The organism is Micromonospora sp. NPDC047730, assembly GCF_043204765.1.
GTDB lineage: Bacteria > Actinomycetota > Actinomycetes > Mycobacteriales > Micromonosporaceae > Micromonospora.
Genome location: NZ_JBIDCU010000021.1, coordinates 70,875 through 81,808 on the forward strand (window position 1 = coordinate 70,875; position 10,934 = coordinate 81,808).

Below are 10,934 nucleotides of genomic sequence, written 5' to 3' on the forward strand. Positions count from 1 at the left end.
TTCGCGTGGGGTGCCGGCGGTTTGCCGGGGTCGCTCCGGAGGGTAGGGGAAGGACCAGCCCCCGTGCCCCCGGACATAGATGCAGGCTGATGCGAAACCGATACCTTGACCTGCTCCGCTTCCTGGCCATCGTTCGAGTCGTGGTCTACCACGTCACCGGATGGGCCACCCTGACCCTCGTCTTCCCGGCGATGTCGGTGATGTTCGCGCTCGCCGGCTCGCTGATGGCCGCCTCGCTGCAACGGTGGGGGCCGGGAGCGGTCGTACGCCGGTTGCGTCGCCTGCTGCCGTCGCTCTGGGTGGTCGCCGCGGTCTTCGTACCCGCCATGCTGCTCACCGGGCTGCCGCTGAGCCCGAAGGTGCTGCTCTGGCTCTTCCCCGTCGCCGATCCGCCGGCCAACGGCTGGGGTGCGATCGCGCTGAGCGTGATCTGGTACCTGCGCGACTACCTCTGGTTCGTGCTCGCCTCCCCGGTCGCCCTCTGGCTGTTCCGGCGCGCCCCGGTGCCCACGCTGGTCGCCCCGTACGCCATGCTCGCCGCGGCCGAGCTGGGCCTGCTGCCGGCGCTGCCGGGGGCGCTGCACCACTTCGGGCTCTACTTCGGCGCCTGGCTGCTCGGCTTCGCCCACCAGGCCGGCATGCTGCGCCGCCTGGCTACCCGGGTGCTGGTGCCCGTCGCGCTGGCCCTCGCCGCCGCCGGGGCCGCCTGGATCGTCACCCACCCCGGACCCCGCGGGTACGACCTGAACGACAACCCCCTGGGCAACGCCCTCTGGTCGGCGGCCTTCGTCCTCGTCCTGCTCGGGCGGGCGCCGGCGGGCGCGCGCTGGGTGGACCGCAGCGCCGTGTCCGGCCGGGTCGTGACCGTGTTCAACCGGCGGGCGCTCACCGTCTACCTGTGGCACATGCCGTTCGTGGCGGCGCTCACCCCACTGGTGGACGTGGTGGGCTGGTCGCACCAGGATCCGCTCGGCCTGGCGATCCGGGTGGCCCTGGTCTTCGCCCTGGTCGCGGTGGTGACCGCCCTGGTCGGCTGGGTGGAGGACGTGGCGGCCCGTCGGCCGCCGGAGCTGGTTCCCGGTGGCTCCCGCCCCGCACCGGCCCGCATCGGGCCAACCGCCCCGACCGGCCCCGGTTCACCCGCCCCGACCGGCACCGGGCCACCGCCCGCCCCGGCCCCCGCCGCGCGGTCCGGTCCGGCCACCGGGCGGGCCGGCGTGCCGTCGCCGCGCGCCGCGCGGGAGCCGCAGACCGTCGAGATCAGCGCTGGGTGACCGTCTGGTTGCCGCCGCCGGTGGAGATGTCGAGCACCAGCGAGGCGGTCGGATCGTGGGTCACGCCCAGCCGGGTGTCGCCGCCGCCGGCCGTGGAACGGACCTGGTAGCGGCCCGCGGGCACGACGAGCTTGATGTCGCCGCTGGAGGTGTGCGTACGCGCCGAGGCGGGCGCGGCCAGGTCGACGGTGATGTTGCCGGAGCCCGCCTCGGCGTCCACCCCGGCGCCGAGGCGGCGCCCCGTGATGTCGCCGGAGCCGGCGCGCAGGGTCACGGCGGCCGGGGCGTCGTCCACGTCGATGTTGCCGGAGCCGGTCGTGACGGTGACCGCGCCGGCGGCGCCGGTCACCCGGACGTCACCCGAGCCGGTCTCCGCCACGACGGGGCCGTCGGCGCCGGTCACCCGGACGTTGCCGGAACCGAGCCGGATCTCCACCGCGCCGACCCTGGTCAGGTGGACGTCACCGGAGCCGGTCTCGCCGGTCACGCTCACCCCCTCCGGGGCGGTGACGTCGTAGGAGACGCTGCAGTCCTTGCCGCAGTCGGTGTCCAGCACCAGTTCGGCGCCGTTGATCTCGTACGTGGTGTCGGGCTGGCCGCCGTGGTAGCGCACCACCCGCTTGATCCGCACCTCGTCGTCCGTGCTGGTGGTGCGGACGGTCACGTCGCCGGCCCCCGGAAGCACCCGGATGGCGGTGATCCGGGCCGCTTCGGTGTTGTCGTAGTCGAGCCGACGGGAGGCCAGGTTGTCGCACCCGGCGACGACGATCAGGGTGGCGGCCGCAGCGAGCGCCGCGGCGGTCCGGTGGAGAGCCATGCGAGCACGCTACGAGGCACGGCGCGCCCCGCGCATCGGGGTTCTTCACGCGTCCACCCCGAGCCGACCCTGATTTCGCACCCCGAGGGAGAATAGTCCGATGGCCGGGTACCGCCGACAGCTCTACCGCGACGACGCGGTGGTCCTGCGCGTGCAGAAGCTCGGCGAGTCCGACCGGATCATCACCCTGCTCACCCGCCGGCACGGCCGGCTGCGGGCGGTGGCGCGCGGGATCCGCCGCACCACCAGCAAGTTCGGCGCCCGGCTGGAGCCGTTCGGGCACGTCGACCTCCAGCTCGCCGGCGACCCGAAGGGCAACCAGGGCAGCTCACTGCACACGGTCAGCCAGGTCGAGGGCATCGACCTCTACGGCAAGCGGTTCCTCGGCGACTATCCCCGCTACACGGCCGCCAGCGCGATCGCCGAGACCGCCGAGCGGCTCACCCCGGTGGAGCGGGAGCCGTCGCTGCGGCTGTTCCAGCTCACCCTCGGCGCGCTGCGGGCGCTCGCCGAGGGCAGCCACGACACCACCCTGGTGCTCGACGCCTACCTCCTGCGCGGGATGGCCCATGCGGGCTGGGCGCCGGCGCTGACCGCCTGCGCCGTCTGCGGCACGCCCGGGCGGCACCGGGCGTTCTCCGTACCGGCCGGGGGCGCGGTCTGCCCGGACTGCCGGCCCCCCGGCGCGGCCCATCCCGCCCCGGCCACCATCGACCTGATGTCGGCGCTGACCAGCGGCGACTGGCGGGTCGCCGACGCCACCGAGACCGGCGTACGCCGGGAGTGCAGCGGCCTCGTCGCGGCGCACCTGCAGTGGCACCTGGAGCGCGCGCTACGCTCGCTGCCGCTGGTCGACCGGGGTGCCCCGGCGGCCGGCCCGGTCCCGCCGCCGCGGGGCGTGGGGGCCGGAGCGGATGGCGTGAGCAGGGAGAGAGCCGAGTGATCCGATCGATGAGGGCCGGCCGGCGCGAGCCGGTGCCGCCGACACCGCACCCCTCGGGCGCCCGGCCGCCGGCGTTGCCCGCCGAGGCGGTGCCCCGGCACGTCGCCGTGGTGATGGACGGCAACGGCCGGTGGGCCAAGGAGCGCGGGCTGCCTCGCACCAAGGGCCACGAGGCGGGGGAGTTCTCCCTGTTCGACACCATCGAGGGCGCCATCGAGCTGGGCATTCCCTACCTGTCGGCGTACGCCTTCTCCACCGAGAACTGGCGGCGCTCGCCGGACGAGGTCCGGTTCCTGATGGGCTTCAACCGGGACGTCATCCGCCGCCGCCGCGACCAGCTGGTCGACCTGGGGGTGCGGGTGGTCTGGTCCGGCCGGGCCGGCCGGCTCTGGAAGAGCGTCATCTCCGAGCTGCAGACGGCGGAGGAGATGTCCCGGGGCAACTCCACCCTGACCCTCCAGTTCTGCGTCAACTACGGCGGGCAGGCCGAGATCGCCGACGCCGCCGCCGCGATCGCCCGGGACGCGGCCGCGGGCAGGCTCGACCCGGCGAAGGTCACCGAGAAGACGGTGGCGAAGTACCTCTACCACCCGGAGGTCCCCGAGGTGGACCTCTTCCTCCGCCCCTCCGGCGAGCAGCGGATCTCCAACTACCTGCTCTGGCAGACCGCGTACGCCGAACTGGTGTTCCTCGACACGCTGTGGCCCGACTTCGACCGCCGGCACCTCTGGTACGCCTGCGAGCTGTACGCCCAGCGGGACCGCCGCTTCGGCGGCGCGCTGCCCAACCCGGTCGCCCCGCCGTCCTGAGGCTTACCGCTCCGCCGCGCGGGGTATTTCTCCGGTCAGCAGCCACTGACGGAGGTGAACCCACATGATCCAGAAGCGTATTGCCCAGTGGGCGTTGATGGCGGTCGCGGTGCCGCTGGCGGCGGCCGGCGCCCGTCGGCTCAGCCACACGCTGGAGGCCCGCCGCGGCCCGTCCGGGGTGAGCCGCCTGCTCACCAAGGGTGCCGACATGCTCCGCCCGCGGAAGGCGAAGCGCCGCCGCTTCTTCTGACCCCGCCGCTTTTTCTGACCCCGCCGGTCAGCGTCGCCCCCCCCCGCGACGCTGACCTCCCCTCCCCTCCCCGTCCGCCCCGTCCCCGCCGCCACCCCGCCTGGCGATCATGCAGTCGTGGTGCCTCGCGAAACGTCCTACCGGGACCCGTCGCCTGGGTGCGATCTTCGTGTTCGCCGTGGAGGCGGCCACCGGAATCGCATGATCGGCTGGCGGGGCGGGGCGGGGCGGGGCGGGGCGGGGCGGGGTTCGGGGTTTCGGGGTGGGTGGGGGGTGGGGGCGCCTAGGATCGGGGGCGGGGTGGGTGCCCCGGACCGCGTCGAGCCTCGGGGGTGGGGATGCGGGATCTCCGGTACAAGATGATCATGGCGCTGAACGCCGCCGACCTCGGTGACCCGATCTGCGCGCAGGTGGCCGAGATCTGCGCCGAGATCGCCGAGCAGCACTGCCAGGAGCTCGGCCACGCACCGCAGCCGCGCTCCGGCGAGATCGGCGAGCTGGCCACGGGTGAACCGGCGCTCACCTGGGCGCCGACCGAGACCGGGCAGCGTGCCTGGTGACGCCTCCCGCCGACCCACCGGCCGCGCCAGTCGATTCCGGGGCGGCGTCGGGCCGCCGACCGGTGACGCGGTGACCGCCCCCGCTCCGGCCGTCGACGTCCGGCGGGCCGACGACCGCTTCGCCACCCGGATCTCCTGGCTCGACTCGAAGCACTCGTTCTCGTTCTCCCGGCACTACGACCCGGCCAACACCCACCACGGTCTGCTGCTGGTCAACAACGACGACGTGGTCCGGCCGGGCGCCGGCTTCGAGACCCACCCGCACCAGGACATGGAGATCGTCACCTGGGTGTTGCGCGGGTCGCTGGTGCACCAGGACTCCACCGGTCACTCCGGCGTGATCTACCCCGGGCTGGCGCAGCGGATGAGCGCCGGCACCGGCATCCTGCACTCGGAGAAGAACGACTCCTGGCGGCTCGACGGCCGCGACCCGCACACCGATCCCGTCCACTTCGTGCAGATGTGGGTGCTGCCGGACGAGCAGGGCATCGACCCCGGCTACGAACAGCTCGAGATCCACGACGAGCTCCTGCGCGGCGGCCTGGTGCCCGTCGCCTCCGGGATGGACCGCCACGACGGTGCGGCGGCGATCCGGATCCGGAACCGCTTCGCCGCCCTGCACGCCGCCCGGCTCCGCCCCGGCGACGAGGTCGATCTCCCGGACGCGCCCTTCGTCCATCTCTACGTGCCGACCGGCGCGGTCACCCTGGAGGGCAGCGGCCTGCTCGGCACCGGCGACGCCGCCCGGCTCACCATGACGGGCGGGCGACGGGTCACCGCCACCGAGCCGGCCGAGATCCTCGTCTGGGAGATGCACGCCACCATCGCCTGACCCGCCAGCCCCCGAGGTTCCCGCCTCACATTCGGCGATCTTGCAGTTTCGCCCCACGTATTGCGGCTTTCGGGATGATTCGCCTGGGCAGAAAGTGCAAGATCGCCGGGGTCGAGGGGTGGGGGCTCGGGGGCGGGGGAGGGGGGTGGGGTGGGTTAGGCCTGGATTTCGGAGCGGTCGGCGGACCAGAGGGTGTGGAAGGTGCCGTCGCGGTCCACCCGGTGGTAGGTGTGCGCGCCGAAGTTGTCCCGCAGCCCCTGGATCAGCGCCGCCGGGAGGCGCTCGGCGCGCAGCGCGTCGAAGTACGCCAGCGACGAGGCGAACGCGGGCGCCGGCACCCCGGCCCGGGCCGCGTCGGCAACCACCCTGCGCCAGCTCGGCACGCCGTCGTTGACGGTGTCCGCGAACCACGGCGCGACCAGCAGCGTCGGCAGCTCCGGCCGCTCGTCGTATGCCTGCCGGATGCGGTCGAGGAAGCGGGCGCGGATGATGCAGCCGCCCCGCCAGATCGTCGCAGTGCCGCCCAGGTCGATGCCCCAGTCGTACTCCTGCGAGCCGGCCCGGATGTGGTCGAAGCCCTGCGCGTACGCGACGATCTTGGAGGCGAGCAGCGCGCGGCGGACGTCCTCGACGAAGGTCTCCCGGTCGCCGACCTGCCACGTGTCGCCCGCGTCCGGGAACGCCCCGCGCGCCGCCGCCCGCTGGTCGGCGTGCCCGGACAGCGACCGGGCGAACGTCGCCTCGGCGATGCCGGTGATGGGGATGCCCAGGTCGAGGGCGCTCTGCACCGTCCAGCGGCCGGTGCCCTTCTGCTCGGCGCGGTCCAGCACGACGTCCACGAACGCCCGCCCGGTGGCCGCGTCGGTGTGCGCCAGCACGTCCCCGGTGATCTCGATGAGGAAGGACTCCAGCTCGCCGGAGTTCCAGTTGCGGAAGATCTCCGCGATCTCCGCCGGCTCCGCGCCCAGCCCCGCCCGCAGCAGGTCGTACGCCTCGGCGATGAGCTGCATGTCGGCGTACTCGATGCCGTTGTGCACCATCTTGACGAAGTGCCCGGCGCCGTCCGGCCCGATGTGCCGGCAGCACGGCACCCCGTCCACCTGCGCGGCGATCCTCTCGAAGATCGGGCCGAGCGTGCGGTAGGACTCCGCCGACCCGCCGGGCATGATGCTCGGGCCGCGCAGCGCACCCTCCTCGCCGCCGGAGACGCCGGTGCCGACGAAGTGCAGCCCGTGGGCCCGCAGCGCCTCCTCCCGCCGGCGGGTGTCGGCGAAGTGCGCGTTGCCGCAGTCCACGACGATGTCGCCGGGGTCGAGCAGTGGCACCAGTTCGTCGATCACGGCGTCGGTGGGCCCGCCCGCCTTGACCATCACGATCACCGCCCTCGGCCGCTCCAGCGAGGCGACGAAGTCCGCCATCGACTCGGCGGGGAGGAAGGTCCCCTCGTCGCCGTGCTCCGCGACCAGGCTGCGGGTGCGCTCCGGCGAGCGGTTGTGCAGCGCCACGGTGAAGCCGTTGCGGGCCAGGTTCCGGGCCAGGTTGCGGCCCATCACCGCCAGCCCGGTCACGCCGATCCGCGCCGTCGCCTGCTCGGCCATCCGTCCGCCGCCTTCCGCCGTCCACGCCTGCCGCTGTGACCGTATCGCGGCGGGTGGCGGGCGCGGTGCGGTGTTCGGCAGCCCGTCTCCACCGGTCGCGGTGCGCTCGCGGTCGGCCATGCCGATCGTGCCGGTAATTCGGATGCGCGCGGCCTGCGGTGGGGTTAGCGTGTGGGCATGCGCAACTGACGCCCCATCTCCGAGCCGGCCCGCCGCCCTGCTGCCGTGGGTCCGCGTGCTCCCGGGCGTCCGCATTCCCACCCTGTCGCCGAGGCGGCGGTGTCCTTCGTGGTCGCACCCGGGGAGCAGTCCCGATTCCGCCCGACCGTCGCGCGACGGTCACCGACCGGCGGCCCGCCCCGTCCGACGACGGGACGGCCCGCAGAACGAGGAGGCCCGGATGCCAGCCAAGCGCAACCCGAAGAAGTCCCGTACCACCGTCACGCCGAAGCCGACCGTCGCGGACCTGACGCCGATCGAGGTGGACGCGATCGGCCTCGCCCCGGCGTCGGTCCCGGCGTTGCCGGCGGCGGCGCCGTCGACGAAGGCCGGTCCGCCCGTCAGGGGTTCCGGGGCCCGCAACCCCGGGGGCCGGAGCCAGCAGGCACCCCAGGCCCGCCGGTACGCCTTCCGGCGCAGCTGACGGGCGGCACCTCCGCCAGCCCGTCGCCCAGGGACCGGCAAGCGGAGTCTGCGTCGGCCGCGGCCACCCGGCAGCACCTCCGCAGGCGTCGCGCCCGGCCCTGCTGTCGAGGCTGGCGCGGCCCGACGAAGGGGCGGGCCCAGGACGCCAGGGCGGGGCCGCGGCTGACGCCGCGACCCCGCCCGGCCCCCGGCCCGGGTCAGGAGCGCGTGGCCACCGGCGCCTCCGTCCGGTCCGTCGCCTCGGCCGGACGATCCCGGTTCACGCCGACCGCCAGGCTGGACAGCCCGGCCGCCATCAGCACGCTCACCACGATCTTGAGCGGGGCGCCCTCGCTGACGAAGTCGAGGACCTGCCCGCCGGTGAGGACGAGCGGCACCCACAGCGACACCATGCCCGCGCGCCAGGTCCCGAAGGCCAGCACCAGAAGACCGATCATCCAGCCCAGCAGCCATGTGGCGAACGACGCCATCACGAACGGGTCGTTGTCGAGGGCGTCGACGACCGGTCGGGCGGCGTCGGCGTCGACGCCGGCGCCGGCGAGGGCCCCGAAGAAGGCGTTGTAGTGCCAGAGGTGGACGGTGGAGAAGTAGAGCCCGAGCAGGGTGATGCCGCCGCCGATCGTGGCGACCAGCGGCTTGCGCCGCCCGAGCGTCACGGCCAGGCCGGCCATCGCCGGTACGAGCAGCAGGTGCGTCAGGGCGAACAGGACGGTCTCCACCCGCCACGCGCCGAGGTGCCCGGCGGCCAACGCCACGTTGCCGGCGGTCTCGGACACGTCGTCGGGGAACATCACCCAGTAGAACGCGTTCGCGACGCCGTAGAGAACGCCGGCCGCAGCCAGCGCGACCGCCGTCAGCCGCCGGCCGTACCGTTGCCCGGTCCTGTCATCCATCGTGGTCTCCCATCGAGAAGTGTGTGGTGGACGCTAGGAGCCGGCCCCGGGGCCGATCGTCGGCCGACGGGTTGAGCCGAAGGTGGAGCCTCCGTCTGGCCTTCTACACCCGTGGGTGGACGCCCGGCCACGCTCGCCGCCGATACCCTTCGCACCATGTCAGCCGCCGTCCCCGACAACCGACGTCTCCCGCGGGGTCTCGTCGTCGCCACCGTCGCCGGTCTCGCGCTGTTCGGGTTCGGCCTGGCCGAGCTGTACGTTCCGATCGCCGGCTACGTCGAAGGCGAGGGTCCCGACCTCGCGGCGCTGCCCGCCGGCTGGCTCGCCGCGCTCACCGTGCTGCTCGTCGGCTACGGCCTCGCGGTCGCGGCCTGTACGACGTACCCGCGAGCGGCGGCCGTCCTCGCCGGCGCCTGCTTCACCGCGCAGAGCTTCACGCCCGTCCTCCCGGAGTGGCCGGTCGTGCCGCTGCTGGCGCTGGTCCTCGCCTGCTTCGGCTGCATCGCCGTCGGGGGACGCGCCGCGCCGACCGTCGCCACGGTTAGCTACTTCGCCGCACTCGGCATCGAGAACACGGCCGCCGGCGACTCGGACTGGGTGTTCATCGTGTTCGTGGGGCTCGCGGTGCTGGGCCCCGGCTACGCGGTCCGGATGCGCCGCGCGCAGGCGGTACGCCTGGTCGCCCTCGCCGCCGAGCGGGAGGCAGCCGCGCGGACCGACGAGCGGCTGCGGGTGGCCCGGGAACTGCACGACATCGTCTCGCACGGCGTCTCCGCGATGGTGCTGCAAGCCGGCGCGGCCGAGGCCGTGCTCGACTCGGACCCGCGCCAGGCCCGCGAGTCACTGGAGGCGGTGCAGGAGGTGGGGCGCGACGTCGTCACCGAACTGCGCCGGCTGCTGGTCATTTTGCGCGGCTCGGAACCGGCGCCGGAGGCGCTGCCCTCGCTGCGACAGCTCGACGCGTTGACCACCGCGGTACGCGTCACCGGCGGCCGGGTCGAGGTCACCGTCACGGGCGACCTCGACCTGGTCCCGGTCGCCGCCGACGTCAGCGCCTACCGGATCCTCCAGGAGGCCCTGACGAACGCCGCCCGGCACGCCCCGGGCGCTACCGTTGCCGTCTCGGTCGACGTGGCCGACGCCCGCCTCCGGCTGCACGTCGTGGACGACGGGCCCGGCACCGCCCGCCGTGGCGTCGGCACGGGCCACGGGTTGACCGGCATCCGGGAACGGGCCGGTCTGTTCGGCGGCACGGTCACCACGGGCCCGCGCGAGCAGGGCGGCTTCGAGGTCCGCGTGGAGCTTCCGTTGGGTCTCGACGGCTCGGCGCCCGCGCTCTCCCCGACGGGCACGACGGCGTGACCCGGGTGCTCATCGCCGACGACGAGGCCCTCGTCCGCGGTGGACTCCGGATGATCCTCGGCACGCAGCCCGACATCGAGGTGGTCGCCGACGCGGCCGACGGCGAGGACGCCGTGCTGCTCGCGGCACGCCTCAAGCCCGACGTCGTCCTGATGGACATCCACATGCCGCGGCTGGACGGCATCGCCGCGACGGAACGGATCCTGGCGGAGTGCGCCGACATCCGGATCATCGTGCTGACCACCTTCGACCTCGACGAGTACGTCTACCGGGCGCTGCGGGCCGGCGCGTCCGGGTTCATGCTCAAGACCACCCCGCCGAAGGATCTCGCGGGCGCCCTGCAGGCCGCCGCGCGTGGCGACGCGCTGCTGTCCCCGTCGATCACCCGCAGGCTGATCGACCACTACACGGCGACGGCGCCGGCGGCGACCGCGGGCAGCCCAGGCCTGGCGGAACTGACCGCCCGGGAGACGGAGGTGCTGCGGATGATGGCGGACGGCCTGTCCAACCGGGAGATCGCCCACCAGCTCTTCCTCGGCGAGGCGACGGTGAAGACGCACGTCAACCGCATCTTCGCCAAGCTCGGGGTGCGCGACCGGGTGCAGGCCGTCGTGCTGGCGTACCAGACCGGCGTGGCCCAGCTCCGGCGCCGGTAGGGCGAGGCGACCGCCGGGCCTCGGCCGCCGGACTCGTGGCGGCGGCGACCGCCGCAATCGTGGCGGCGGCGACCGCCGGACGTGGCGCCGACAGCCGCCGTGGCGGTCAGCCGATCAGTGGCCGGAAGGTTCCCGCCAGGACGCTGACCGCCAGCGCCGCGCCGGCCAGCAGCGCCGCCCCGGCGATCAGCAGCCCGTCGGCGGCGGCGACCGCCGCAATCGTGGCGGCGGCGACCGCCGGACGTGGCGCCGACAGCCGCCGTGGCGGTCAGCCGATCAGTGGCCGGAAGGTTCC

The 10,934-nt window shown here is 74.2% G+C and carries 13 protein-coding genes; 10 read left to right on the top strand and 3 right to left on the bottom strand.

Annotated elements, in window-relative coordinates; all coding sequences use genetic code 11:
* The first annotated feature begins 89 nt into the window (after nucleotides 1-89).
* The gene (locus tag ACGF5G_RS31125) at nucleotides 90-1,274 is read left to right on the top strand and encodes an acyltransferase (RefSeq protein ID WP_393269365.1); all 1,185 of its coding nucleotides are present in this window, start codon (nucleotides 90-92) and stop codon (nucleotides 1,272-1,274) included.
* Here the strand turns inward: ACGF5G_RS31125 and ACGF5G_RS31130 are convergent.
* The gene (locus tag ACGF5G_RS31130; RefSeq protein ID WP_393269368.1) at nucleotides 1,261-2,091 is read right to left on the bottom strand and encodes a DUF4097 domain-containing protein; all 831 of its coding nucleotides are present in this window, start codon (nucleotides 2,089-2,091) and stop codon (nucleotides 1,261-1,263) included. The two genes, ACGF5G_RS31125 and ACGF5G_RS31130, sit on opposite strands and share 14 nt — an antisense overlap.
* A 100-nt stretch (nucleotides 2,092-2,191) precedes the next feature.
* Here ACGF5G_RS31130 and recO point away from each other — a divergent pair, with 100 nt between their 5' ends.
* From recO to ACGF5G_RS31155, 5 genes are all read left to right on the top strand, one after another.
* The gene (recO, locus tag ACGF5G_RS31135; RefSeq protein WP_393269371.1) at nucleotides 2,192-3,034 is read left to right on the top strand and encodes a DNA repair protein RecO; all 843 of its coding nucleotides are present in this window, start codon (nucleotides 2,192-2,194) and stop codon (nucleotides 3,032-3,034) included.
* An 8-nt stretch (nucleotides 3,035-3,042) separates the two neighbouring features.
* Nucleotides 3,043-3,843 carry an isoprenyl transferase gene (locus tag ACGF5G_RS31140; RefSeq protein ID WP_357460517.1) on the top strand — a complete coding sequence of 267 codons (801 nt, stop codon included), beginning with the start codon at nucleotides 3,043-3,045 and terminating at the stop codon, nucleotides 3,841-3,843.
* Between the two features lie 64 nt (nucleotides 3,844-3,907).
* The gene (locus tag ACGF5G_RS31145) at nucleotides 3,908-4,093 is read left to right on the top strand and encodes a hypothetical protein (RefSeq protein ID WP_350710782.1); all 186 of its coding nucleotides are present in this window, start codon (nucleotides 3,908-3,910) and stop codon (nucleotides 4,091-4,093) included.
* Nucleotides 4,094-4,431: 338 nt separating this feature from the next.
* A complete protein-coding gene (locus tag ACGF5G_RS31150; RefSeq protein ID WP_393269373.1) occupies nucleotides 4,432-4,653 on the top strand; it encodes a thioredoxin reductase in 222 nt (73 codons plus the stop codon).
* Between the two features lie 70 nt (nucleotides 4,654-4,723).
* Nucleotides 4,724-5,485: a pirin family protein gene (locus ACGF5G_RS31155; RefSeq protein WP_393269375.1), complete on the top strand. Its 762-nt coding sequence runs from the start codon at nucleotides 4,724-4,726 to the stop codon at nucleotides 5,483-5,485.
* A gap of 155 nt (nucleotides 5,486-5,640) precedes the next feature.
* Here the strand turns inward: ACGF5G_RS31155 and gndA are convergent, their stop codons facing one another.
* Entirely contained in the window at nucleotides 5,641-7,083 is a 1,443-nt protein-coding gene (gene gndA / locus ACGF5G_RS31160) for an NADP-dependent phosphogluconate dehydrogenase (RefSeq protein WP_393269378.1), read from the bottom strand.
* A gap of 400 nt (nucleotides 7,084-7,483) precedes the next feature.
* Here gndA and ACGF5G_RS31165 point away from each other — a divergent pair, with 400 nt between their 5' ends.
* Nucleotides 7,484-7,726 (top strand): hypothetical protein, encoded by a 243-nt coding sequence (locus ACGF5G_RS31165; RefSeq protein WP_393269381.1) that lies wholly within the window; start codon nucleotides 7,484-7,486, stop codon nucleotides 7,724-7,726.
* Nucleotides 7,727-7,925: 199 nt separating this feature from the next.
* On the opposite strand, the gene ACGF5G_RS31170 is transcribed toward ACGF5G_RS31165, so the two are convergent.
* The gene (locus ACGF5G_RS31170) at nucleotides 7,926-8,621 is read right to left on the bottom strand and encodes a hypothetical protein (protein ID WP_393269383.1); all 696 of its coding nucleotides are present in this window, start codon (nucleotides 8,619-8,621) and stop codon (nucleotides 7,926-7,928) included.
* 156 nt (nucleotides 8,622-8,777) lie between these two features.
* Between ACGF5G_RS31170 and ACGF5G_RS31175 the strand changes: the two genes are divergently transcribed.
* The 3 genes from ACGF5G_RS31175 to ACGF5G_RS31185 all read left to right on the top strand — a co-directional run.
* Nucleotides 8,778-9,983, top strand: coding sequence for a sensor histidine kinase (locus ACGF5G_RS31175; RefSeq protein ID WP_393269385.1), 1,206 nt, complete (start codon nucleotides 8,778-8,780; stop codon nucleotides 9,981-9,983).
* Nucleotides 9,980-10,639: a response regulator gene (locus ACGF5G_RS31180; protein WP_393269387.1), complete on the top strand. Its 660-nt coding sequence runs from the start codon at nucleotides 9,980-9,982 to the stop codon at nucleotides 10,637-10,639. The genes ACGF5G_RS31175 and ACGF5G_RS31180 overlap by 4 nt, the downstream gene beginning before the upstream one ends.
* A gap of 59 nt (nucleotides 10,640-10,698) precedes the next feature.
* Nucleotides 10,699-10,934, top strand: a 236-nt coding sequence (locus ACGF5G_RS31185; RefSeq protein WP_393269389.1) for a hypothetical protein, incomplete at its 3' end; no start/stop codon positions are given.